Annotated in this window: 23 protein-coding genes; 11 read left to right on the forward strand and 12 right to left on the reverse strand. The window is 73.8% G+C overall.

Annotation, left to right across the window (positions count from 1 at the left end; all coding sequences use genetic code 11):
- Positions 1 to 160 precede the first annotated feature (160 nt).
- The 5 genes from pucL to AB0K43_RS01135 all read right to left on the reverse strand — a co-directional run bounded on the left by pucL (position 161) and on the right by AB0K43_RS01135 (position 2835).
- Positions 161 to 1075: a factor-independent urate hydroxylase gene (gene pucL, locus AB0K43_RS01115; protein ID WP_363634456.1), complete on the reverse strand. Its 915-nt coding sequence runs from the start codon at positions 1073 to 1075 to the stop codon at positions 161 to 163.
- Positions 1076 to 1101: 26 nt separating this feature from the next.
- On the reverse strand, positions 1102 to 1437 hold the full coding sequence (gene uraH / locus AB0K43_RS01120) for a hydroxyisourate hydrolase (protein ID WP_363634457.1): 336 nt from the start codon (positions 1435 to 1437) through the stop codon (positions 1102 to 1104).
- Between the two features lie 38 nt (positions 1438 to 1475).
- Positions 1476 to 1997, reverse strand: coding sequence for a 2-oxo-4-hydroxy-4-carboxy-5-ureidoimidazoline decarboxylase (gene uraD / locus AB0K43_RS01125; RefSeq protein WP_363634458.1), 522 nt, complete (start codon positions 1995 to 1997; stop codon positions 1476 to 1478).
- Positions 1998 to 2194: 197 nt separating this feature from the next.
- The gene (locus AB0K43_RS01130) at positions 2195 to 2566 is read right to left on the reverse strand and encodes a helix-turn-helix domain-containing protein (protein WP_363634459.1); all 372 of its coding nucleotides are present in this window, start codon (positions 2564 to 2566) and stop codon (positions 2195 to 2197) included.
- Positions 2563 to 2835, reverse strand: a complete 273-nt coding sequence (locus AB0K43_RS01135) for a thiamine-binding protein (RefSeq protein ID WP_363634460.1) — start codon at positions 2833 to 2835, stop codon at positions 2563 to 2565. Before AB0K43_RS01135 ends, AB0K43_RS01130 begins: the two co-directional genes overlap by 4 nt.
- Before the next feature lie 203 nt (positions 2836 to 3038).
- Here AB0K43_RS01135 and AB0K43_RS01140 point away from each other — a divergent pair, with 203 nt between their 5' ends.
- The 7 genes from AB0K43_RS01140 (at position 3039) to AB0K43_RS01170 (ending at position 11678) form a co-directional block, all read left to right on the forward strand.
- A complete protein-coding gene (locus tag AB0K43_RS01140; RefSeq protein WP_363634461.1) occupies positions 3039 to 3884 on the forward strand; it encodes a TIM barrel protein in 846 nt (281 codons plus the stop codon).
- Positions 3885 to 3941: 57 nt separating this feature from the next.
- A complete protein-coding gene (locus AB0K43_RS01145; protein WP_363634462.1) occupies positions 3942 to 4835 on the forward strand; it encodes a 2-hydroxy-3-oxopropionate reductase in 894 nt (297 codons plus the stop codon).
- A 341-nt stretch (positions 4836 to 5176) separates the two neighbouring features.
- Positions 5177 to 6319, forward strand: a complete 1143-nt coding sequence (locus tag AB0K43_RS01150; RefSeq protein ID WP_363634463.1) for a glycerate kinase — start codon at positions 5177 to 5179, stop codon at positions 6317 to 6319.
- A gap of 182 nt (positions 6320 to 6501) precedes the next feature.
- Positions 6502 to 7863, forward strand: coding sequence for an allantoinase AllB (gene allB / locus AB0K43_RS01155; RefSeq protein ID WP_363634464.1), 1362 nt, complete (start codon positions 6502 to 6504; stop codon positions 7861 to 7863).
- A 12-nt stretch (positions 7864 to 7875) separates the two neighbouring features.
- Entirely contained in the window at positions 7876 to 9141 is a 1266-nt protein-coding gene (gene alc, locus AB0K43_RS01160; RefSeq protein WP_363634465.1) for an allantoicase, read from the forward strand.
- 44 nt (positions 9142 to 9185) lie between these two features.
- Positions 9186 to 10646 (forward strand): catalase, encoded by a 1461-nt coding sequence (locus AB0K43_RS01165; protein WP_363634466.1) that lies wholly within the window; start codon positions 9186 to 9188, stop codon positions 10644 to 10646.
- A gap of 252 nt (positions 10647 to 10898) precedes the next feature.
- Positions 10899 to 11678, forward strand: a complete 780-nt coding sequence (locus AB0K43_RS01170) for an IclR family transcriptional regulator C-terminal domain-containing protein (protein WP_363634467.1) — start codon at positions 10899 to 10901, stop codon at positions 11676 to 11678.
- Positions 11679 to 11715: 37 nt separating this feature from the next.
- On the opposite strand, the gene AB0K43_RS01175 is transcribed toward AB0K43_RS01170, so the two are convergent.
- Complete coding sequence (locus AB0K43_RS01175) at positions 11716 to 12408, reverse strand: pyridoxal 5'-phosphate synthase (RefSeq protein ID WP_363634468.1); 693 nt, start codon at positions 12406 to 12408, stop codon at positions 11716 to 11718.
- A 184-nt stretch (positions 12409 to 12592) separates the two neighbouring features.
- Between AB0K43_RS01175 and AB0K43_RS01180 the strand changes: the two genes are divergently transcribed.
- From AB0K43_RS01180 to AB0K43_RS01195, 4 genes are all read left to right on the forward strand, one after another.
- Positions 12593 to 13477, forward strand: a complete 885-nt coding sequence (locus AB0K43_RS01180; RefSeq protein WP_363634469.1) for a metal-dependent hydrolase — start codon at positions 12593 to 12595, stop codon at positions 13475 to 13477.
- Positions 13478 to 13658: 181 nt separating this feature from the next.
- A complete protein-coding gene (locus AB0K43_RS01185; RefSeq protein WP_363634470.1) occupies positions 13659 to 14747 on the forward strand; it encodes a PDR/VanB family oxidoreductase in 1089 nt (362 codons plus the stop codon).
- A gap of 59 nt (positions 14748 to 14806) precedes the next feature.
- Positions 14807 to 15646 (forward strand): M24 family metallopeptidase, encoded by an 840-nt coding sequence (locus AB0K43_RS01190; protein ID WP_363634471.1) that lies wholly within the window; start codon positions 14807 to 14809, stop codon positions 15644 to 15646.
- Complete coding sequence (locus AB0K43_RS01195) at positions 15643 to 17364, forward strand: SDR family oxidoreductase (protein WP_363634472.1); 1722 nt, start codon at positions 15643 to 15645, stop codon at positions 17362 to 17364. The genes AB0K43_RS01190 and AB0K43_RS01195 overlap by 4 nt, the downstream gene beginning before the upstream one ends.
- Before the next feature lie 37 nt (positions 17365 to 17401).
- Here the strand turns inward: AB0K43_RS01195 and AB0K43_RS01200 are convergent, their stop codons facing one another.
- The 6 genes from AB0K43_RS01200 to AB0K43_RS01225 all read right to left on the reverse strand — a co-directional run bounded on the left by AB0K43_RS01200 (position 17402) and on the right by AB0K43_RS01225 (position 23638).
- Positions 17402 to 17704, reverse strand: coding sequence for a hypothetical protein (locus AB0K43_RS01200; RefSeq protein WP_363634473.1), 303 nt, complete (start codon positions 17702 to 17704; stop codon positions 17402 to 17404).
- Positions 17705 to 17782: 78 nt separating this feature from the next.
- On the reverse strand, positions 17783 to 18994 hold the full coding sequence (locus AB0K43_RS01205) for an MAB_1171c family putative transporter (protein ID WP_363634474.1): 1212 nt from the start codon (positions 18992 to 18994) through the stop codon (positions 17783 to 17785).
- Complete coding sequence (locus AB0K43_RS01210) at positions 18991 to 19554, reverse strand: ParH-like protein (protein ID WP_363634475.1); 564 nt, start codon at positions 19552 to 19554, stop codon at positions 18991 to 18993. Before AB0K43_RS01210 ends, AB0K43_RS01205 begins: the two co-directional genes overlap by 4 nt.
- Before the next feature lie 68 nt (positions 19555 to 19622).
- Positions 19623 to 20051, reverse strand: coding sequence for a helix-turn-helix domain-containing protein (locus tag AB0K43_RS01215; RefSeq protein ID WP_363634476.1), 429 nt, complete (start codon positions 20049 to 20051; stop codon positions 19623 to 19625).
- A gap of 224 nt (positions 20052 to 20275) precedes the next feature.
- Positions 20276 to 22357, reverse strand: coding sequence for a tetratricopeptide repeat protein (locus AB0K43_RS01220; RefSeq protein ID WP_363634477.1), 2082 nt, complete (start codon positions 22355 to 22357; stop codon positions 20276 to 20278).
- A 42-nt stretch (positions 22358 to 22399) separates the two neighbouring features.
- Positions 22400 to 23638 carry a hypothetical protein gene (locus AB0K43_RS01225; RefSeq protein ID WP_363634478.1) on the reverse strand — a complete coding sequence of 413 codons (1239 nt, stop codon included), beginning with the start codon at positions 23636 to 23638 and terminating at the stop codon, positions 22400 to 22402.
- Positions 23639 to 24070: the final 432 nt, after the last annotated feature.

The raw sequence follows: 24070 nt of genomic DNA on the forward strand, positions 1-24070 counted from the left end.
ACTCCCCGGGGCGGCCGCCGTGAGGCGGGCACGGTCTCCGGATGGTGGGGGTGGAGAAAGCGGATCTGCGGATGGTGCGGGTGGTGCGGGCCGTCCGCGACCGTCCGGCCCGCGAGGGTCGGAGGGTGCGGCGACGGACGGCGGTCATGGGGTCGCGGCCTCAGGCGACCGGGATCACGGGCACGACGCCCTCGCGGTGCACGGTGCCCTCGATCAGGCCGTACATCCGGTCGGCGGCGTAGTACACCTCGTTCTCGTTCTTGAGACCGAAGGGCGCCAGGTCGACCAGGAAGTGGTGCTTGTTGGGCAGCTCCAGGCGGACCTCGTCCACCTCGGCGCGGTTGTTGAGGACCCGGGTGCCCATCGCGTGCAGGGTCTGCTGCAGCGAGTAGGAGTAGGTCTCGGCGAAGGCCTCCAGCATGTGCCGCCGCACATGGGTGTACGAGCGGTTCCAGTTCGGCTGGGCCTCGCCCTCGCGGCCGCTGTAGGAGTACTTCCAGCGGGCGGTGACCTGGGTGGCCAGGATGCGGTCGTACGCCTCCTGCAGGGTGGTGTACTTGTCCTTGATGTAGCCCCAGAACTCCGAGTTGGTGGAGTTCATGACGGTCAGTTCCTTGAGCCCGGAGATCACCTGGACGCTCTCGCCGTCGTAGCTGATCTCGCAGGTGCGGACCTCACCGCCGTTGCGCACGAAGGAGTGGCCGACCTCCTCGGAGCCGATGAAGCGGGCCGAGCTGTCCGGGGTCCTGATCCGGTCCCAGGTGTACTCCTCGATCCGGATCCGGGCCCGGTGCACCGGCGGGGTGTTGTCGACGAAGTGCCGGGCCAGCGTGATGCCGAAGGCCTCCGCCGACTCGATCCCGTACTCCTTGGCGAAGGCGTAGACGGTGTTCTTGGTGGTGTCGGTGGGCAGGCAGTTGGCGTTGGAGCCGGTGAGGTGGACGTCGTCGAACTCGCCGGAGAGGGCGACCGAGACGTTCAGGTCCTTGATCTCGTGACGGGTGGAGTCACGGTAGACCCGGACGATGCGGTTCTCCGCCTTGCCGTACTGGTTCTGTCCGAGTACGTGGGCCATGGCTGGCTCCTAAGCTCTGAAGCGGTCTAGCTTCCGCGGTAGACCGAGTATCCGAACGGGTTGAGCAGCAGCGGCACGTGGTAGTGGTGCTGCGCGGGCGCGACCGTGAAGACGATCGAGACCTCGGGGAAGAACGGCGCCTGGTCCGAGTGGGCGGCGGAGTACGCGGCGGTGTCGAACAGGAGCCGGACGACCGAGCCCGCCTCCACGGCCGGCAGGTCCTTGGCCCGGCCGTCGGAGTCCGTGGCGGAGGTGCCGAGCACCTTCCAGCCACCCTCGGTGTGCAGTGCGAGCTCGACCGGCACACCTTCGGCCGGCCGGCCGAGACTGGTGTCGAGCACATGCGTGGAGATGCCAGTCATGGTGAAGTGACCTTACTGATGGCAGGGTTGACGCCCCGTCAGACGGCGGTGCCGTCCAGCAGGCGGTTGATCCGAATGTCGTTGATCTTGCGCAGCTCGCCGCGGACGATCTCCGCCTCGGTGGCGGCGTCGTTCGGGAACCGCTCGCGGAGGGCGGCGAGCATGGTGGCCGCGGTCCGGCCGGTCGCGCAGATCAGGAACACGTGGCCGAACTTCGCCTCGTAGGCGGCGTTGGCCTCGTGCAGTTCGTCGAGGAGAGCGGGATCCACGCCCTGGATGCCGGCCTGCTCGCGCTCGGAGGTGGCGTCGCCCGCCGTGGGCTTGCCGATCCGGGCGTGGCCGGCCATGGCGTCGGCCAGGTCCTCGACCGTGAGCGCCGCCATGGCCGCGGTGTTGGCGGCCAGCAGCGCGCCCCGGTCGGACCACGGCCGGGAGGCCGCCACCGAGGCGGCCCAGCCGGGGCTGGAGCAGATCTCCAGCAGGGTCTCCCGCAGTTCGGCGGCCGGGGCCGCCGAGAGCTCGTCGAGCGCCGCGGGGGACGGATGAGGGTGGTTGGTCAAGGGTGGACCTCCTGAAGAGTGGTGCCACCCGCAAAAGCTAGATCCACCACCCCTGCCCGTCAACACTTTGTTGAACGGTTGGTGGTTACGTTTCGAGTCGGGGCCCGTTACCGCCGCATGTCGTGTGCGATTCGCCAAGTGTGCCCGGCGGGACGGCCGGGACAGACTGGGCCAAACCGGGCCGCGATGGCGGCCTGCTACTTGCCGTCCTGCCGGTTCAGGTAGTTGTACACCGTGAACCGGCTGACGCCCAGTGCCGAGGCGACCGTCTCCACGCCGTGTCGCACGGTGAAGGCGCCGCGCTCCTCCAGCAGGGCGACCGCGCGCTGCTTCTCGGCGCGGTCCAGCTCGGCGAGCGGGCGCCCGTCGAACTGCCGGGCGATCTCCGCCAGCAGGCGGTCCAGGGCGCTGCTGAGGTGCGGCAGCCGTACGGCCAGCGCCGGCGCGCCGTCCCACTCCAGCAGGACGTCCTCGGGTCGGGCCTCGCGGACCTCGACCGCGGTCGCGCCGACCGCGTCGAGCAGCGGCTTTATCGCCGCGGTGAGCGGGTGGTCCAGGGAGTCGCTCACTGCGTACCCACTCCTTCCGGGGTCTGGTTGTCGTCGTCGAGCACGCTGACCTGGACCGAGATCCGGGTCGCCCCGGCGTCCAGGGTCTCGCGCAGCAGCTTGGTGACGGCCGCCAGGGCGGACTCGGCGTCGCCCTCGGCGCTGGTGCCGAAGGGGCCCACCGAGACGGCCAGGCCGGCCTCGTCCACGACTCGGCGAGCAGCCTTGGCGTGGTCCGGGAAGCTGTCCAGCTCGAACGGTTCTGTCGTGAACTCCACCATCAATCGCACCCGCTCACTGTAGCGATCGGGTGTGCGGATGGGAGGGGCTGGTCGATCGGACAGTGCCACACCCGTGTGGCCGAGACGTTTCGACCACTTCAACAAATTGTTGTGACGGCCTTGACACTCCCCGAGTGGCGGGACAAGCTTCCACCAGACAGAATCGCTCTTCCGGATCGTGGAAGTTGCGGAGACGGAAGAGAGAGTGAGAGGTGAACGACGTGACTGCCGCTGCGAAGCACAGCTACACGGTCAACCTGTCCATCCTGTTCGGTGAGCTCCCCCTGCTGGAGCGCCCGGCCGCCGCGGCCGCCGCCGGCTTCACCGCCGCCGAGCTGTGGTGGCCCTTCGGGGCGGAGCACAGCCCGGCGCAGGCCGAGCTGGACGGGCTCCGCAAGGCCTTCACCGATGCGGGCGTACAGCTCACCGGCCTCAACTTCCTCGACGACCTCACCAAGGGCGCCCGCGGTACCGTCTCGGTCCCCGCCGAGCAGGAGCGCTTCCGGGCGAACGTCCCGGTCACCGTCGCGCTCGCCGAGTCGCTCGGCACCAAGGCGCTGAACGCGCTGTACGGCAACCGGGTCGAGGGCGCCACCGCCGCCGAGCAGGACGAGCTGGCACTGGAGCACCTCGTGCTCGCCGCCCGGGCCGCCCACTCGATCGGCGCGATCCTGCTGGTCGAGGCCCTCAACCGGCCCGAGTCCCCGGACTACCCGCTGGTCTCGGCCGCCGCCGCGGTCGAGGTCGTGGACAAGGTGAACGCGGCCACCGGCCTCGGCAACGCCAAGTTCCTCTGCGACCTCTACCACCTGGCGCGCAACGGCGAGGACCTGGCCGCGGTGATCGACCGCTACGCCGACCGCATCGGCCACGTGCAGATCGCCGACACCCCGGCCCGCAACGAGCCCGGCACCGGCGAGCTCGACTTCGAGGACCTCTTCGCCCGGCTCACCGCCGCCGGCTACACCGGCCGGATCGGTCTGGAGTACCGCCCGGCGAACGGCGTCAGTGCCGACAGCTTCGAGTGGCTCCCGCGCGAGCTGCGCGCCGCCAACTGAGTCCACACCCCCAGCCGGGACCACCCCGGCCCACCACGTACGAAGGAACGCGACGCGATGAGCGCCTCCCGCAAGATCGCCTTTATCGGCCTCGGCATCATGGGCAGCCCGATGGCCGCCAACCTGGTCAAGGCCGGCCACACCGTCACCGGCTTCAACCTGACCCAGCCCCCGATCGACGCCCTGGTGGCGGCCGGCGGCAGGGGCGCCGGCAGCATCGCCCAGGCCGTGGCCGACGCCGAGGTCGTCATCACCATGGTGCCCGCCGATCCGCAGGTCGAGCAGGTCATCCTGGGCGAGGGCGGTGTGCTGGAGAACGTCGCGGCCGGCACGCTGGTGATCGACATGTCCTCGATCACCCCGCAGACCTCGATCAAGGTCGAGGCCGCCGCCAAGGACAAGGGCATCCGCACCCTGGACGCCCCGGTCTCCGGTGGTGAGGCCGGGGCGATCGAGGCGGTGCTGTCGATCATGGTCGGCGGCGACCCGGCCGACTTCGCCGAGGCGAAGCCGCTGTTCGACGCGCTGGGCACCACGGTCGTCCACGTCGGCCCGGCCGGTGCCGGCCAGACCGTGAAGGCCGCCAACCAGCTGATCGTGGCCGTCAACATCCAGGTGCTGGCGGAGGCCGTGGTCTTCCTGGAGAACGCGGGCGTCGACCTGCCGGCCGCGCTCGACGTGCTCGGCGGCGGCCTGGCCGGCTCCACGGTGCTGAACCGCAAGAAGGCCAACATGATCGACCGCCGGTTCGCCCCGGGCTTCCGGATCGACCTGCACCACAAGGACATGGGCATCGTCACCGACGCCGCCCGCGCCGTGGGTGCCGCGCTGCCGGTCGGCGCCGTGGTGGCCCAGCTGGTCGCCTCGGCCCGCGCCAACGGCGACGGCTCGCTGGACCACTCGGCCCTGCTGCGCGGCGTCGAGCGACTGTCCGGCCGCGCGGTCGAGTAAGCCCCTCGCCGGGGGACGTGCCCTGAACCGTTCCCCGGCGAGACCCCAAGAGCTCCTCCTGGTGGCGTGTACCTGTCCGGTCGTGCCCGCGCCACCAGGAGGCCAAGCCGGCGGGGGCGCGCATCCCTCCCGGGGGCACTTCGGTCGTGCCTGCGCGCCCCCGCCCGGCCCCCTCCTTCGCCGAGGGGAGCCACCCGTACGTCGGAAGCGGGACGGGTGGAGCGGCGGGGAGGGGGTCGCACCCCCACCGAAAAACGGGTAACCAGACAACCAGGCTGGTCGTTTCCGGCCGAATCGTCTCCCCACGCTCATCAGCCCGACCCGGAAGTGAGGCCCACGCCATGCCCGCCACCCCCACCCAGGGCCATGTCGTCGTCGCCCCCGACAAGTTCAAGGGCACGCTGGAGGGCGCCGAGGTCGCGGCCCGGATCGCCGCCGGCATCCGCCGCGCCGCGCCCGGCGTCGAGGTCCGCGAGCTCCCGGTCGCCGACGGCGGCGAGGGCACCCTGGCCGCCGCGCTGGCGGCCGGCTTCTCCCGCGTCCCGGTGAAGGTGGCCGGCCCGACCGGCCTGCCGGTGGACGCCGCGATCGCCGTCCGGGGCGACACCGCCGTGGTCGAGCTGGCGCAGTCCTCGGGGCTCGCCAGGCTCCCCGGCGGGCGCACCGCGCCGTTGGCGGCCGGCTCCTTCGGGGTCGGCCAGCTGATCGGCCGGGCGGTCGGCCTCGGGGCCAAGCGGGTGGTGCTCGGGCTCGGCGGCAGCGCCTGCACCGACGGCGGCGCCGGCATGGTCCAGGCGCTGGGCGTCGGGCTGCTGGACGCCGACGGCACCGAGCTCGCCCCCGGCGGCGCCGCCCTGCGCAGGCTCGACCGGATCGACCTCGGTTCGCTGGCCGACGGCCTGACCGGGGTGGAGGTCGTGGTCGCCTGCGACGTCGACAACCCGCTGCTCGGGGCCCGCGGTGCGACCGCCGTGTACGGCCCGCAGAAGGGTGCGGACGGGGACGACCTGATCGTCCTGGAAGAGGGCCTGACCCGCTGGGCGGACGTGGTCCGCGCGGCGACCGGCCGGGACTTCCGGGACGCTCCCGGCGCCGGGGCCGCGGGCGGGGTCGGCTTCGCCGCCCTGGCCCTGCTCGGCGCCACCATGCGACCCGGCATCGAGCTCCTGCTCGAACTGCTGGGTTTCGACGAGGCTGTGCGTGGGGCGCGTCTCGTCGTGACCGGTGAGGGCTGCCTGGATGCGCAGACGCTCCACGGCAAGGCTCCCGCCGGCGTTGCCGCGGCGGCCACTCGGGCGGGGGTTCGGGTGGCCGCCGTGGCAGGGCGGCTCGAACTGTCGGAGGACCAGTGGCGGGCGGCGGGCTTCGCCGCCGCGGTGGCCCTGACCGACCTGGCCGAGCGGCCCGGCGACAGCATGACCCGGGCGGCCGAGCTCGCGGAGGTCGCCGGAGGGCGGCTGGCCGCCGAGCTGCTGACCGCCTGAACGGCGGCCGCCGAAGGCCGTTCGGCCACTCGTAGCTTCCTACATTGACGATTTGTTGAAGGCGGGCCTAGGCTCCGAGCACGCGGGGTCGAAGGTCTGATTGTCAGACCTCAACTGCCCCTTGTGGCAAGGCCTGCCCGCCATCAGCGGCCCCACCAGACACACCCGGCCCGGAGGTCCAGATGCCCCTCAGCGAGACGCCCAGCACGGCGGTGATCCGCTCCCGCCGCGTGGTCCTGCCGGAGGGCGAGCGTCCCGCCGACGTGCTGATCCGGGACGGCCGGATCGAGCAGATCGCCGCGCACGGCTCGCTGCTCGCGGGCGACCGGCGGCTGACCGACCTCGGCGACACCGTGCTGCTGCCGGGCCTGGTCGACACCCATGTGCACGTGAACGAGCCCGGCCGCACCGAGTGGGAGGGCTTCGCCACGGCGACCAGGGCGGCCGCGGCCGGCGGGGTCACCACGATCATCGACATGCCGCTCAACTCCGTCCCGCCCACCACCACGGTGGCCGGCCTGGCGGCCAAGCGGAAGACCGCCGAGGGCCAGGCCTGGGTCGACCTGGGCTTCTGGGGCGGGGCGATCCCCGGCAACGCGGCCGATCTGGCGCCGCTGCACGAGGCCGGGGTCTTCGGCTTCAAGAGCTTCCTGGCCCCCTCCGGGGTGGAGGAGTTCCCGCACGTCGAGCAGGCCGACCTGGAGACCGCGCTGGCCGAGCAGGCCCGGCTCGGCGCCCTGGCCATCATCCACGCCGAGGACCCGGCCGTCCTGGCGGCCGCCCCCCAGCAACCCGGCGTGCACTACCGCGACTTCCTCGCCTCCCGGCCCGACGACGCCGAGGCCGCCGCCGTCGCCCGGCTGCTGGACACCGCCCGCCGGACCGGCGCCCGGGTGCACATCCTGCACGTCTCCTCCGCCGCCGTGCTGCCGCTGCTGCGGCAGGCCCGGGCGGACGGCGTGCGGGTGACCGCCGAGACCTGCCCGCACTACCTCACCCTGTCGGCCGAGGAGGTGCCGGACGGCGACACCGCCTTCAAGTGCTGCCCGCCGATCCGGGACGAGTCCAACCGGGACCTGCTCTGGGCGGCCCTGGCGGCCGGTGAGTTCATCGCCGTGGTCTCCGACCACTCGCCCTCCACCCCGGACCTCAAACTGCTCCGGCGCGACGGCGGCAGCGGCGACTTCGCCGCCGCCTGGGGCGGCATCGCCTCGCTCCAGCTCGGCCTGCCGGCGATCTGGACCGAGGCCCGGCGCCGCGGGCACACCCTGGCCGACGTGGTCCGCTGGATGGCGAGCGGGCCGGCCTCGCTGGTCGGACTGACCGGCACCAAGGGCGCCGTCGCCGTCGGCAACGACGCCGACCTGGTCGCCTTCGACCCGGACGCGGAGTTCGCCGTGCACGCCGAGGAGCTGCACCACCGCAACCCGGTCACCCCGTACGCCGGCCGGACCCTGACCGGGGTCGTGCGCACCACCTGGCTGCGTGGCCGGGTCGTGGACACCGCCGCCGAGCCGTTCGGCCGCCAGATCACCCGTCGATAGAAGGAGACCCAGTTGAGTACCAGTCGGACCCCGAGCGCTCCGTTCACCGAGCTGGTCGACCTGGCCTCCCGGTTGCTCGGCGCGGGCGTCGTGGCCACCAACGAGGACACCTTCGCGGACGCGGAGAACCTGCTGGTCGCCAAGCCGGCCGAGTTCCGGCCGCACACCTTCGGCCACAAGGGCCAGATCATGGACGGCTGGGAGAGCAAGCGCCGCCGCGGCGTGTCCGCCGAGCAGCCGCACCCCACCGACGAGGACCACGACTGGGCGATCGTCCGGCTCGGCGCCGCCGGGGTGATCCGCGGCGTGATCGTGGACACCGCCCACTTCACCGGCAACTACCCGGAGACCGGCTCGGTGCAGGGCGCCTCGGTGCCCGGGCAGCCCTCGCCCGAGGAGGTCCGGGCAGCCGAGTGGGTCGACCTGGTGCCGCGCACCGCGCTCAGCGGCAACACCGCCCACGCGTTCGAGGTGCGGGACGAGACCCGGTACACCCACGTCCGGCTGAACATCTGGCCGGACGGCGGCGTGGCCCGGCTGCGGGTGCACGGCGAGGTGCTGCCCGACCCGCGCGAGCTGGACGGCCTCACCTTCGACCTGGCCGCCCAGGAGTACGGCGGGGTGGCCGAGGCCGCCTCGGACCGCTACTTCTCCTCCCCGCACAACCTGAACGCTCCCGGCCGCGCCTCCGTCATGGGCGAGGGCTGGGAGACCCGGCGTCGGCGCGACAAGGCCAACGACTGGGTGCAGATCGCCCTGGCCGGGGGCGGCGAGGTCCTGGCCGCCGAGGTGGACACCACCCACTTCGTCGCCAACGCCCCCGGCTGGGCCGACCTGGTGGGTTACGACGCCTCCCGGGGCGGCGACCCGTCCAGCGACCCGGACGGCTGGTTCGAGATCCTGCCCCGCACCCGCCTGCAGCCCGACACCCGGCACCGCTTCCGGCTCTCCGTGGGCCGGCCCGTCACCCACGTACGGATCAACGTGTACCCCGACGGCGGCCTGGCCCGCCTGCGCCTGACCGGCCGGCTCACCGAGGACGGCCGGGCCGCGCTGGCGCTGCGCTGGTTCGACGCGCTGCCGGCCGGCGAGGCCGAGGCCGCCCTCACCGAGGCCGGACTGCGAGCGGACGAGGCCGCCGCGCTCACCGCCTCCCGCCCGCTCGCGGACGCCGCCGCGACCACCGCCGCGGTGGCTGCCCTGCAGCCGGCCGACGGCCCCGACGGCGAGCAGTCCTCCCGCCGCCGCTCGGCCCTCTGGCGCCTGCTCGGCGTCTGACGCCGCTCCATCTCACCCCGCACCGCTGTCACTGAAGGACCCTCATGTCGAAGATCTTGACCACCGAGTCCGGCGCCCCGATCGCCGACAACCAGAACTCCGCCTCGGCCGGCGAGTACGGCCCGCTGCTGATCCAGGACCAGCAGCTGCTGGAGAAGCTGGCCCGCTTCAACCGCGAGCGCATCCCGGAGCGCGTGGTGCACGCCCGCGGCTCCGGCGCCTACGGCTACTTCGAGGTCACCGACGAGGTCTCGCGGTACACCCGGGCCGACTTCCTCGCCGCGGTCGGGCAGCGCACCGAGGTCTTCCTGCGGTTCTCGACCGTGGCCGGCAACCTCGGCTCCAGCGACGCGGTGCGCGACCCGCGCGGCTTCGCGCTGAAGTTCTACACCGCCGAGGGCAACTACGACCTGGTCGGCAACAACACCCCGGTGTTCTTCATCAAGGACCCGATCAAGTTCCCCGACTTCATCCACTCCCAGAAGCGCGACCCGTTCACCGGCGTGCAGGAGGCCGACAACGTCTGGGACTTCTGGGCGCACTCGCCCGCCTCCACCCACCAGATCACCTGGCTGTTCGGCGACCGCGGCATCCCGGCCTCGTACCGCCACATGAACGGCTACGGCTCGCACACCTACCAGTGGGTCAACGCCCAGGGCGAGGCGTTCTGGGTGAAGTACCACTTCAAGACCAACCAGGGCATCCGCTCGCTGGACGGCGACCAGTCGGCCGAGGTGCTCGGTGCCGACGCCGACAGCCACCAGCGTGACCTGCACCAGGCCATCGAGCGGGGCGTGTTCCCGTCCTGGACCCTCTACGTGCAGCTGATGCCGGTCGCCGAGGCGGCGGACTACCGCTTCAACCCGTTCGACCTGACCAAGGTGTGGCCGCACGCCGACTACCCGCTGGTCAAGGTCGGCCGCCTGGTGCTGAACCGCAACCCCGACAACGTCTTCGCCGAGGTCGAGCAGTCCGCGTTCTCGCCGAACAACTTCGTGCCCGGCATCGGCCCGTCCCCGGACAAGATGCTCCAGGGCCGGCTGTTCGCCTACGCGGACGCCCAGCGCTACCGCCTGGGGGTCAACCACACCCTGCTGCCGGTCAACGCGCCCAAGGCGACCGAGGCGAACAACTACGGCCGGGACGGCCACTCGGCGCTCAACACGGCCGGCCGCGCCAAGAACTACGAGCCGAACTCCTTCGACGGCCCGGCCCAGACCGACAGCGCGCTGGCCGCGCCGGTCCGGCTGGACGGCCACACCGGCACCTACACCACGCCGGCCCACACCAAGGACGACGACTTCTACCAGGCCGGCGAGCTCTACCGGCTGATGTCGGCCGGTGAGAAGACCCGCCTGATCGACAACATCGCGGGCTTCCTGGCCCAGGTCGGCCGGGACGACATCGTGGAGAGGAACCTGGCCCACTTCCACGCGGCGGACGAGGAGTACGGCGCCCGCCTGGAGGCTGCCGTGGCCAAGCTCCGGGCCGGCGAGGAGGCCTGATTCGGCATCACCTGAACAACCCTCACCGGTCGCAGGCCGGCGGTGGACCCCTCCCCGGGGCAGTGGGGAGGGGTCCGCCGTGCGTCCGGCGGCGGGTCCTGACGGTCGGTCGCTGCTGGCATATGCCAATCGAACATGCCGTCACCACCTGCGCAGATATCCCGCGGACCAGGCCCTGGCCGGCCCCCCGGGTGGTTAGTCTGGGAAGGGCTGCGGCCGGTCCGCGCGCCGCTGCGACGGAGAGGGGACACCATGTCCGCACCGACCCGGGGTCACCAGGCCACGCTAGGCCAGGGCGGGCCCGGTCCGTACGGGGTGCTGCGCCGGGCCCTGCGCCTGCTCGAGGCCGTCGACCGCCACCCGCACGGGGCCACCGCCGCCGGGCTCGCCCGGGACCTCGCCCTGCCGACCGCCGTCGTGGAGGCGCTGGCCGAGGAGCTGGAGACCGAGGGCTACCTGTGCCACCTGGACGGCCGCTGGACGCTCGGCGGCACCCTGGCGCTGCTCGGCCGGCAGAACCGGGAGGAGCTGATCCGGGTCCGGCTGCACCACAAACTCGCCGAGCTGCGGGACCAGTTGGGCGCGGCCGTCTACTTCGGCCGCTACCAGGACGGCGAGCTGTGCGTCGAGGCGGTCTCGGCCTCCGACCACGCCCCGGCGGTCGAGGAGTGGGTGGACTTCCGGGCCACCGCGCACGCCAGCGCGATCGGCAAGTGTCTGCTCGGCCAGCTCGACCACGACGGCCGCCGCGACCACCTGGCCCGGCACCCGATCGCCCGGCTGACCGCCCGCACCATCACCGACCAGGAGCAGCTGATGCACCGGCTGGAGCGCCAGCCGGCCACCGTTCCGGTGCTCGACATCCAGGAGTACTCGCTGGGCACGGTCTGTGCGGCCGTCCCGGTGACGGCCGGCGCCACCGTCGGCTGCCTGGCCACCTCGATGCCGGTGGAGCGGGTCCACCACCTCAAGTACGCCGCGGAGCTGCTGGCCGCGCAGGCGGCGCCGCTGATGCTGGCGATGGCGGTCTGACGGGGCCGGGGCGTCCGGGTGGCGGGACGGGCGAGGCTCAGGGGCGCAGCAGGGTGCTGCCCCATCCGGCGTCCGGGGCCGGGCGGTCGTAGCGCAGGCGGACGTGCCGCCGGGCCCGGTCGCCCTGCCAGAACTCCACGGCGGTGGCCCGCAGGGTGTAGACGGTGTGGCCGGGCGCGATCAGCGACGGGTCATCGGCGAGCCGGGCCAGCGCGGTGGTGAGCTCGGTGTCGTACGCGGCCAGGGAGCCGATCGGCGCGCTCTGCGGGCCGCCGAGGGCGGCCGCCCGGGCGGCGGGGGAGCGGGTCAGGAACTCGGCGGCGGAGAGTTCGGGGGCGGCGGCCTCGACGGTGCCCCGGATCCGGACCTGGCGGCCGAGCTGCGGCCAGTAGAACGTCCAGGCCGCGGCCGGGGTGGCGGCCAGCTGGCGGCCCTTGGGGCTGTCGGCGTCCGCGGCGAAGAGCCAGCCGGCGCCGTCGGCGTCGACGTCCCGCAGGACCAGCATCCGGGCGTCCGGCAGCCCGTCCTCGTCCACCGTGGAGAGTGCGCCGACCTGGGCGTCGGGCACCTCGGCGGTGAGGGCGCCGAGCAGCCAGCGGACGAACAGCGGGCCGGGGGCGGCCGGGGCGCCGGCCGGGTCGAAGCCGGGCAGCTCGCGGTCCATCGGCGGGTGCTCTCTCAGCAGTCCGGCGACCGTCCCGACGCCGAGCCCGTCCGGTTGCTCCACCATGCGCCGATCCTCCTGCCGCGTGATCCGGTGCCCAAGCGTACTGGTCCGCGGCGGTGCTCTTCCCGGCGCCCCGCGAGCTTATTAGACTTGGTGTCGATAAGACTGGCAGAAACCCTTGTCGACCGCCCTACCCGCGAGTAGGTTGCTGCTGGTCGCCGCTCCCCAGCAGGTCAGGAGGCACTCCATGCCCCGCCCCACCGCCGTGCACGACAGCCTGGTCCTGGAGCCCCGGGACGTCCGCTTCGACTGGTCGAGGCTCCCGCTGCACTGGATCCCGGACGAGCCGATGGCCACCCACACCATCAACGTGCTGCACCTGCTGCTGCCCGAGGGCGAGCGCTGGTTCGTCGACGTCTTCAAGGACGCCCTGCCGTACATCACCGACGAGCAGCTGCGCGAGGAGGTGCTCGGCTTCATCGGCCAGGAGGCCATCCACGCCGAGGCTCACCAGGAGGTGCTCGACCACCTGCTCGGCCAGGGCCTGGACCCCCGGCCCTACGTGCGGCAGGTCGGCTGGCTGTTCCACCGGGTCCTCGGCGAGCGGCCGAACCTGACCGCCGAGCGGCGCCGCGAGAGCATCACCGAGCGGGTCGCCTACGTCGCCGCGATCGAGCACTTCACCGCCTTCCTCGGCGACTGGGCGCTCAACTCCCCGGGCCTGGACCGGGCCAAGGCCGACCCCACGATGCTGGACCTGCTGCGCTGGCACGGCGCCGAGGAGGTCGAACACCGCAGCGTCGCCTACGACCTGATGGTCCACCTCGACCCGGGCTACTGGCGGCGGATCCGCGGCATGGCGCTCTCCGGCCCGCTGCTGACCCACCTGTGGGTACGGGGCGTGCGCTTCCTGCTCGCCGCCGACCCCACCCTGGACGGCAGCCTGCGGCCCACCTGGCGGCAGGCCCAGCAGATCGCCCGCCGCGGCATGCTCCCCGAACCGGCCCGGATGGTCCGCTCCGCCCTGCGCTACCTGCGGCCCGGCTACCACCCCACCCAGGAGGGCTCCTCCAGCCAGGCCCTCGGCTACCTCGCCACCTCCCCGGCCGCCCGCGCGGCGGCGTTGCACTAGGCCGTGTCTCACCATTCCCGCCGGGCGCCCAAGGCCGCGCACTGATCCGACGCGAATGGTGAGACACGGCCCTAGGCCTTGCCAGGGGCACCCGCGCAACGGGGTGGCACCCCTCAAAGCCTTGGCGCGCACCCCGCAGCCCTGTCCCAGACCGACCGAACTCCCGCCCGGAGCCGCCCCGATGGACCTCGCCACCCCGCCGCCCGACCTCTACGGTCGTCCAGGGCCGGACCGGTTCCTGCGCCGGCTGACCGCCTTCAGCGACTGGTACACCCCCATCCTCGGCGCGCCCGGCCTGCGCCGCAGCCCCCGCCGCCGGGCCCCCCGCCCCGCCGCCCCGCTGACGCTCGCCGTCACCTCCCGCACCATGGTCAGCGCCGACGTGGTCGAGCTGGGCCTCGCCGACCCGGCCGCTGGCCCGCTGCCGCCCTGGCAGCCCGGCGCCCGGCTGCTGCTCACCCTCCCCTCCGGCCGCGAGCGGCACTACTCGCTCTGCGGCGACCCGGCCGACCGGTACGGCTACCGGATCGCGGTCCGCCGGATCGCCGACGGCGCGGGCGGTTCGGTGGAGATCCACGACCAGCTGCACCCCGGCGCCCGGCTGACGGTCCGCCGCCCCCGCAACGGCTTCGCCTTCTGCGCCGAGCCCGCGGTGCTGTTCCTGGCCGGCGGCATCGGTGTGACCCCGCTGCTCCCGATGGCCCGGGAGGCCGAACGCCTCGGCCTGGACTGGCGGTTGGTGCACGCCGGCCGCACCGCCGAGGCGCTCCCGTACACCGCGCAGCTGCGCGCCCTCGGCCCCGACCGGGTGGAGCTGTGGGCCGACGACCGGCGCGGCGGCCCGCCGGACGGCGCCGAGCTGCTCTCCCGGGCCCCCGAGGGCGCCGCCGTCTACTGCTGCGGCCCCGCCCCGATGCTCGCCGCCGTCCAGCGCGCGCTGGACGCCTCGCCCGCCCGCGCGCTGCACTTCGAGCGCTTCGGCGCCGCGCCGATCGTGGACGGCCGCCCGTTCACCCTCCGGCTCGGGGCCGAGGGCCCCGAACTGGCCGTCCCCGCCGACCGCTCCGCCCTGGACGTCGCCCGCGAGCTGCGGCCCGACCTGCCGTACTCCTGCCACCAGGGCTTCTGCGGCACCTGCAAGGTCAACCTGCTGTCCGGTACCCCCGAGCACCGCGACCGCCGGCTCACCCCCGAGGAGCGGGCCGGCGGCGCCCTGCTGCCGTGCGTCTCCCGGGCCGCCGAGGGCGAGACCCTCGTCCTCGACGTGTAGCGGCCCGAGCCGCAGCGCCCCGACCCGTAGCGCCCCGACGTGTAGAGAGGAGAAACCGGATGCCCATGCCCGCCTTCCCGTACAGCGAGCGCGACCTCGCCCGCTTCCGGGAGACCCAGCAGCTCGCCTACCACTGCGCCGAACAGGTCGCCGCCTGGATCGAACCCGGCGTCACCGAGCGCCAGGCCACCGGCAAGCTGCGCCGCTGCCTGGTGGCGGCCGGGGTGGAGGACTTCTTCCACGTCCCGTTCGCCTGGTTCGGCGACCGCACCGCCTTCCGGCACTTCCGCACCCCGCTGCAGTTCTTCGCCGGCGGCCGCCGGCTGGAGGAGGGCATGCCGTACGTGCTCGACTGCGCCCCGGTGGTGGACGGCTACACCGCCGACATCGGCTACGGCGGCAAGGTCGGCGACAACCCGGTCTGGGACCAGCTGGCCCGCGACCTGCAGATCTACCGCGAGCTGATCCTGCGCGAGGTCCGGGCCCGCAAGCCGCTCGACGAGGTGTACGCCGCGGTCGACGCGCAGATCGCCGCCCACGGCTACGACAACCGGCACCGGGTCTACCCGGGCCGGGTGATCGGCCACCAGGTCACCCGGACCACCTCGCGCGGCCCGGCCGGGGTCAACCTGTTCGGCTTCGGCGTGCGTACACTCCAGACCCTCGGCCGGGAGCTGATCAGCGAACGGCTGCACGGCCGCTCCCCGCTCTGGGCGGACGGGCGGGCCTCCCGGCACGCGCCGACCCCCGGGCTCTGGGCGGTCGAGCCGCACATCGGCTTCCGCGACGTCGGCATCAAGTTCGAGGAACTGCTGGTGGTCACCGAGGACGATGCCTACTGGCTGGACGACGACCTGCCGCACGTGCGGCGCTGGACCACCCTGGAGGACGCAGCATGACGACCATCCGCCGCCGCATCGTGCACTCCGCCGGCCTGCCGCTGGCCGTCTTCGAGCAGGGCGACCCGGCCCACCCCACCGTCCTCCTGGTGCACGGCTACCCCGACACCCACGTGGTCTGGGACGACGTCGCCGCCGACCTCGCGGCCGACCACCACGTGGTCCGCTACGACGTCCGCGGGGCCGGCGAGTCCGGGGTCCCGGCCGGCCGCGGCGGGTACCGGCTGGAACTGCTCGGCGCCGACCTGTTCGCCGTCGCCGAGGCCGTCAGCCCCGGCGAGCCGGTGCACGTGGTCGCCCACGACTGGGGCTCGGTGCAGTCCTGGGAGGCCGTCACCGAGCCCGGCGCCGAGCACCGGATCGCCTCCTACACCACCATGTCCGGCCCCTCGCTGGACCACACCGGCCACTGGATCCGGCACCGGCTGCGCCGCCCCACCCCGCGCCACCTGCGCCAGCTCCTGGTGCAGGGCGCGCACTCCTGGTACATCACCGCCTTCCACCTGCCGGTGCTCGCCCCCGCCGCCTGGCGGCTCTGGCTGGCCCGCGCCTGGCCCCGGGTGCTGCGCGACCTGGAGGCCGTCACCCCGCGGGCCGGCCACCCGCAGCCGACCCTGCGGCAGGACGCGGTGCGCGGCATCGAGCTGTACCGGGCCAACATGCGCCCCGCCATCCGGCGCCCGCGCGAGCGGTCGACCGAGGTGCCCGTCCAGCTGGTCACCCTGAAGCGGGACCACTACGTCTGCGACTTCCTCTCCGAGGGCCTGGAGCGCTGGGCCCCGAAGCTGACCCGGCGGACCCTGGACGCCACCCACTGGTCGGCGCTGCTGGAGAAGGGGCCGGCGCTGGCGGGCCTGGTCCGCTCGTTCGTCGCCCGGGTGGCGGCGGGGCAGACCCAGGGGCCGCCGGACACCGGCCGGCTGGCCGTGGTCACCGGCGGCGGCAGCGGCATCGGCCGGGCCACCGCGCTCGCCTTCGCGGAGCAGGGCACCCGGGTGGTGGTGGCCGACCTCGACCTGGACTCCGCCCGCCGCACCGCCGACCTCTGCACCCTGCTGGGCACCCCCGGGTACGCCTACCCGCTGGACGTCAGCGACGGCGCGGCCGTGGACGCCTTCGCCCTGCAGGTGGCCGCCGAGCACGGCGTGCCCGACGTGGTGGTCAACAACGCCGGCATCGGGCACTCCGGCACCTTCCTGCAGACCACCGAGAAGGAGTGGCAGCGGGTCCTGGACGTCAACCTCTGGGGCGTCATCCACGGCTGCCGGGCCTTCGGCGCGCTGATGGTCGAGCGCGGCGAGGGCGGACACATCGTCAACCTCGCGTCGGCCGCCGCCTACCTGCCCTCCAAGCTGCTGGCGGCGTACGCCACCAGCAAGGCCGGGGTGCTGATGCTCTCCGACTGCCTGCGGGCCGAACTCGCGCCGCACCGGATCGGCGTCTCGGCGATCTGCCCCGGGATCGTCAACACCAACATCACCCGCACCTCCACCTTCTCCGGCGTCGGCGCGGTGGAGCAGTCCGCCAAGCAGGAGCGGGCCGCCCGGCTCTACGCCCGCCGCGGCTTCCCGCCCGAGAAGGTGGCCGCCGAGATCCTCCGCGCGGTGCGCACCGGCAAGCCGGTCGTCCCGGTCACCGTCGAGGCCAAGGCGGCCCGCCTGCTCGGCCGGATCTCCCCGGGCCTGCTGCGCCTCGCCGCCCGCCTCGACGTGGGGTGACCGGCCGTCCGGGCCCGGCCCGGCGGGGTGCCGGCCGTCAGTCCCGTACCGCGAACAGGAAGGCGTCCATCCCCAGCATCACGACGCCGCCGGCGAGCAGCAGCGCGCCGTACAGCCGGGGATGGCAGAACAGCTGGGACAGCAGCGTCGGCTCCTGCCCGTACAGCCGCCGGTGCTCGGCCTGCTGACGGTGGGTGGCGGCGATCCGGCTGCCGACACCGCGCAGGTCGAACCGCACCGCCACGCCGAAGCCGAGGGTGGCCAGGCCCATCAGCAGGACGGCCAGGTACCCCTCGATCGGGGTGCCGGGGGTCGTCGTGGAGGCTGCGCCGAGGATCATGGGCGGGACGATAGCCGGGCCGGTGCCCGCCCGTCCACCCCGGCGACTGCGCCGACCTGCGGGAATGCCGGGCCGGAGTCAGTCCGTCAGCTCCGTACGGGCTCGGGTGCGCAGGCGGCGGACGGTGCCGGAGCAGGTGAAGGCGGCGGCGACCCGGCAGAGCCAGGCGGCCTCGACGTCCGGGTCGGCGGGCATCTGGGGCGGGACGTAGCCGCCGACCGCGGCCGACCGCGGCCGGCCGGCCGCCGCGGCCTCGATCGCGATGGCCAGCACGGTCGCCTCCACCGTCGCCGCCAACCGCTGCGGGTCGGCGCGCTCCCGGCGGGCGGCCTCGGCGGTGGCCCACCCGGCGGCCTCGGGATGCAGGTAGGGCCGTAACGCGAGCTGTCCGTCGCGGATCTCGATCACCCGCCGGTAGAGCGCGAACTCCGCGTCCCGGGGCAGCCGCCGGCCACCCGCCGGGCCGGCCGCGTCGAAGGCGATCCCCGGCACCGCCGAGCGCAGCTCCGACCAGAGCGGGGTCAGCTTGCGGTACCGGTACCAGGCCCGCAGCCAGCGGAACGGCCGCGCCGACAGGCCCGCCCAGGCGGTCAGGGTGGCGCCGCCGAGGCCGAAGGTGAGGGCCAGCACGCCGGCGGTGGCCGAGACCCGGTCCTCACGGGTGAGCTGGTGGCCGGTGGTCAGGGCGTCCAGCAGCGGACCGACGCTGAGCACCGACCAGACCAGGCCGACCACCGCGCCGGCCAGCACCAGCCGCAGCCCGGCCAGCAGCAGCCGGTCCTCCACCTGGCGCGAGGCCCGGCCGACCAGCAGCAGGAAGACCGCCAGGCACCAGATCGAGTGAGCGGTGAAGAGCAGGTTGTAGCCGGTGATCGGCGCGCGTCCGGACTCGTTCACGTACAGCCCGCCGGCCACCGGGTCGGCGTCGGCGGCGAGGAAGAAGCCGCTGCTCACCGCGGCCACGGCCAGGGTGCCCGCGCTCTGCCGGGCGATCAGCCGGCGGCTGCGTTCGGGCGGCTCGACGGAGAGGGCGAGCAGCGCCAGGAACCCCGCCCCGGCGACCTTGAGTTCGCCGCCCGCGAGGGCGATCGCCAGGGCCCACGGCGGGTGGCCGCGGGCCGCGCCGGCCACGGCGGGGGCGAGCAGCGCGGTCGCCAGCGCCATGCACAGCGCGAAGGCCAGCAGGTACCAGGTCCCCGAGTGCAGCCGACTGCCGCGGACCTGGTGGAGCCGGAAGCCGATGCCGCACAGGGCGACCAGGCAGGCCGTCACCGCGGCGAGGTCGATCACGGGCAGGGTCCCCAGCGGGCCGGCCGGTCGAAGATCGACCCGAGCCGGCCGGCCGGGCCCTGCTCGCCGGCCGGCGCCGTCGGCGTGGTCGGCCGGGCCCTGCTGGTGCGGTGCAGGGCGAGCGAGGCGAACAGCTCGGCCTCCTGCTCCTGCAGGTCGGTGTAGACCGTCCGGCCGAGCACCCGGCGGATCAACTCGCCGGACAGGTGCGGGAACAGCGGGCCGGCCGTGCCGCTGTCCGCCGCGCCGAGGCCGCCGCCGAGACCGCCCCGGTGGCCGCAGAGCAGGTGGCCGACCTCGTGCAGCACGATGTGCTGCTGGTGCAGCGGCGTGGTGTCGGTGGGGAACCCGATGTAGTCGGCCCGGTCGGTGCTGATCAGCAGCCCGCACGGCGCCCGGACCCCGGTCGGCAGCGGGATCAGCTCGATCGGCCGGTCCAGCTGGACCGAGAGCGCGCCGAGGAAGCCGGCGATCTCGAACGGCACGGGCAGCGGCGTGTCGGCGACCAGTTGCTGACACCGCCGCCAGAGGCGTCTGCCGTCGCGTTCCGCCGCTGCCATCGCCACTCCCACCCCTGCCGTCCGGTCGACCGGCCACGATCCTAGGCGCGGGCGCCGGACGGGAGACATCACTCGGACCGCTGTGATCTGGCCTCTCTGCGCGCGATCGCCTCGATCATGTCGCTGATGGTGCCGAGCCCTTCGGGTGAAAGGGTGACGGCCCGCAGGGCGACCTCCCGGACGCCGGCGTTGCGCATCGCACCGAGCAGCGCGAGCTCCTCGGTGATCCGGTCGCTCTGCTCGTCGTCGAAGAAGTACGAGGGCGGGACCTGGAAGAACTGTGCCAGCGCCTCCAGGTGACGCTTGGTCGGATTGTCCCGCCGGCCGGTGCGCAGCTGCCAGAGGTAGGTGGCCGAAAATGTCTCCCCACTGGCCTCCCGACAGGCGCGGGCGACCTCTTCGTGGCTGTACGGCTCGCCACTCGGCCTGCGGACGACCTGGAACAGCCGGTCGATCCGGCCACTGAGTGTGGGCGGGTCAAGCTCCGGACCAGTCAAAGCGCCTCCCTCACGGGTCCCACGCCGGCCGGGTGAGCACAGCTGGAGTCGGGATTGTTCCCGGGACATCGTAGTTGGCGCCGACCGGGCGCGGATACCGCGGGGTGGTGCGGGCTCGGTGCGGAGTTGGTGGCGATCGCCCGGCCCGGCCCGGTGCCCGGCGGGCGGGGCCCCGCCGGGCCGTTCCACCGTCAGCGGGCGGTCGGGCAACGGTCGGCAGGTGTTCAGCCGCCGCTCGCGCAGCGCTCCCGCTCGGCCCGCACGTCCGGGTCCTCCGTCTCGGCGAGCAGGGCGTCCAGCAGGACCAGGGCGTCCGCGGTGCGGCCGGACTCGCGGAGCACCACCGCCAGGTTGAACCGGATCTCCGGGTCGGGGGAGAGCGCGGCGGCCCGCTCCAGATCGGTCAGCGCGGCCGGCAGCTCGCCCCGCTCGTACGCCAGGGTGCCGCGCAGTGCCAAGCCGGGGGCGTACTCGGGCGCGGTCTCCAGGGCCCGGTCGAGGGCCCGCAGGGCCTCCGCGGTGTTCTCCGCCTCGATGTGCAACTGGGCCTTGAGGCACCACAGTTCGGCGCTCTCGGGGCTGAGGGCCAGGCCCGCGTCGACATCCTGCCAGGCGGCCGCGAGGTCGCCGAGCGCCAGCAGCAGGCCGGCCCGGTTGAGGTGGGCGTCGGGGAACGCCGGGTCGAGCTCCAGTACGTACCCGAAGTCGGCCACCGCCCCTTCCAGGTCGCCGAGTTCGGCCCGGACGTCGGCCCGGTTGTAGTAGGCCTCCGGGAACGGCGGCGAGAGCCGCACGGCCTGCTCGAAGTCGGCCAGTGCCTCGGCCGGGTGGCCGAGGCCGCGGTGGGCCAGCCCGCGGTCGAAGTGGTACTCGGCGTAGTTCGGGTCCAGGGCGATCACCTGGTCGAAGTCGGCGATGGACTCGGTGTGCATCCCCAACTGTGCGGTGACCTGGGCCCGGTTGTGCCGCAGCACCGAGCGGTGCAGCGCGTGCTCGTCCGGGGTGAGGGTCTGCTCCAGCGTGGCCAGGCACTCGTCCAGCAGGGTGAGGGCGGCGGGCAGGTTGCCCTGGTGCATCTCGATCAGGGCCAGGCCGTTGCGGTTGAAGACGGCGCGGGCGGCCCCCTCCTTGCGGTCGGGCAACTGCTCGGCGAGGGCGATCGCCTGGTTGATCCAGCCCCGGGCGAGCAGGTGGTCGCGCTGCCCGGCGTCGAAGTGGCGCGTGTAGAGCATCGAGGTCGCGTACGCGGCCTGCATGTGGACCACCGGGTGGGTGGAGAGCGCGCGGGCCTCGGTGTAGAAGGGGAGCGAGCGCTCGGGCAGGCCGAGTGCGGCCAGCGAGGTGGTCATCTTGGTGGTGAAGGCCCACCAGGCGTCGAGGTCCTGCGCGGGCCCGACCAGGGTGCGGCCGCGCTCCCCGAGCTCCACGGTGGCGTGGTAGAAGCCGAGATCGATGCAGGTGTCCAGGGCGCGGCGCAGGGTGGGGACCCCGGTGCCGAGGGGGTCGCTGCCGTGCTCCGCGTGCCAGGTGAGGGCGCCGAGCGCGAGCGACTCCTCGCCGAGCGCGAGGAGTTGGCGGTGGCGCTCGTCGTGCAGGGCGGCGCGCCGCTCGGCCGGGAGCGCGAGGTAGGCCTCCTGCAGCCGTGGGTCGTCCGCGCTGCCGTCGCCGTCCACCCAGGCCCGGGCCGGATCGGCGGGCAGCGGTTGCGGCGCGGCGTCCGCGTCCAGCGCGGTGCAGTACGCGGCGAGCGCGGCCGGCAGCGGTGCCTCGACCGGGCCGTCCGGCGGGAGCGGGGCGGTGGGCCCCGTGCCCAGGACGACGGTGATCAGCGCCGGGTCGGCCCGGCGCAGCAGGACGGCGAGGAACTCCTGGTCGGTCGGGTCGGCGTGCTGGACGTCCGTCACCACCAGGGTGCGCGGGCCGTCGCCGAGCGAGCGCACGTACGCGGTGAGGAACTCGACCAGGCCGTGGGTGATCCGCAGGGTGCGCAGCCGGGAGTAGAAGCGGGTGCGCTCCTTGGGGATGGCCAGCGAGGTCAGCGTCTCCCGGGTGGCCCGGACGGCGTGGCGCAGTTCGGGCGCGACGGAGAGGATCTCGACGTCGTGCCGGGCCGCCGCCTCGGGACAGCGGACCAGCGCGTCCGGCAGCACCGCCCGCAGCACCGAGCCGGTGGCGGTGTACGGCCCGCGCAGCCGCCGGTGCGCGCTCACGGCGGCCAGCACCGGGGGCAGCTCCAGAGCGCCGCGGGCCTCGGTGGCCGCGTCGCGGTGGGTTGCCCGGATCCAGTGGTGCCGGTGCTCGGCCATGACGGTGCCGCCTTTCGGAACGGGGACGGGGAGGGGTGGCGGTCAGCCGGCCTGGGCGGCCTGGGCGGCCTGGGAGGCCCGGGAGGCCCGGGCGGCCCGGCGGTCGCGCAGGGCGATCGCGCCCGCGACGGCCAGCTGGGCGGCGCTCAGGGTGAGGACGGTGGCCGAGTCGATCAGCTCGACGGCCGGGGTGTCGCCGGTGAAGCGGCCGAGCACCCCGACGATGACCTGGTAGGCCATCGGCACGGCCGCGGTCACGCCGAGCAGCAGGGTGAAGGAGTAGCCGAGCACCATCAGCCAGCTGTACCAGCGGGCGACCCGCAGGTCGGTGGGGTGCAGGTGCGAGTCGTCCTCGGCGGGCCGGCCGAGCAGCCGGCGGATCCGCGCGCGCAGCACGTGCTTGGCGGCGGCGTGCAGGTCGACGCAGCCCAGCAGGGTGGTCATCAGCAGGTAGAGGTCGGTGCGCAGGTAGAACAGCAGCTGCCAGGCGAGCCGCAGCACGGTCGCGTACGCGAGGGCGAGGCAGAGGCCGGCCGCCAGGGGGAAGCTGCCGTCCGGCCGGCGGAGCAGGTCGGCGACCAGGGTCAGCGCGGCCACCGCCAGGACGTCCAGCAGGATCCCGGCCAGGATCGGCAGGTAGCGCTGCCGGCGGGGGACGGCGACCAGCCCGTCCATCGAGGTCTCGGCGACCACGTAGTACAGCCGGCGCCCCAGGCTGAACCGCGAGTGCAGGCCGATCCGGCGGCCGGCCAGCGCGTGGAAGATCTCGTGCAGCGCGATCAGCGGGGTCTGCCCGACCAGCAGGAACAGTGCGATCAGGCTGTAGTAGCGGGTGAAGAAGACCTGGTGGTAGTCCGGCAGCAGCTCCGGGGTGCGCACGCTCTCCACCAGCCAGAGGCCGATCAGAGCGGCGTAGCAGATCCAGGCCACCGGGCCGAACAGCGCGCGGCCCAACCGCTGGTGGCGGACGGGGCGGGCTTCGGCGACGGTCTCGCCCTCGGCCAGCAGGAAGCCGAGCTCATCCAGGGACTCGAGCAGATCCTGGATGTCGACGTCCTCGCCCCAGCGCTCGCGGTACTCGGCGGCGGCCCGGTCGGGCGGGGTGCCGTCGGCCAGCAGGTGGACCAGGTAGGCGCCGTCCACCGGGAGCACCACGTAGGTGTCGGTGTCGGCGCGGCCCACCACCACGTCGTCCCCGTCGGGGTGGAACACCAGCGGGTGCATCGGCTGCGGCCGGTCCAGTGGGCTCCGGGCGGTGTCGCTGTCCGGACGGGGTGGCAAGGGAACCTCCTGCGCGCGGGACGTGCCACGCCGGGCCGCCCGCGGTACCTGCGAACGGCCCGGTGCGGTACCGGGTCAGACCTGGGGGACGATGATGCAGGACCACGGCGCGTAGAGCGCCTTGGCGGCGCTGGTCATGCGGACCGGGCCGGACTTGCGGACGGCGATCTTCTTCATGCGAGAGCACCCCTTTCTCGGGTACGGGTGACGGGAGCGGCCGATCAGACGTCGAGCATGCAGGACCACGGCGCGTACAGCGCCTTGGCGGCGCTGGTCATGCGGACCGGGCCGGACTTGCGGATGGCGATCTTCTTCATCTGGTTCACCCCCCTCCGGACCTGCGAACGCGGCAGCACTGCGGATCAGGCCGTGACGACGATGCAGTCCCACGGCGCGTACAGCGCCTTGGCGGCGCTGGTCATGCGGACCGGG

The sequence above is a fragment of the Kitasatospora sp. NPDC049258 genome (assembly GCF_040678895.1).
Lineage (GTDB): Bacteria > Actinomycetota > Actinomycetes > Streptomycetales > Streptomycetaceae > Kitasatospora.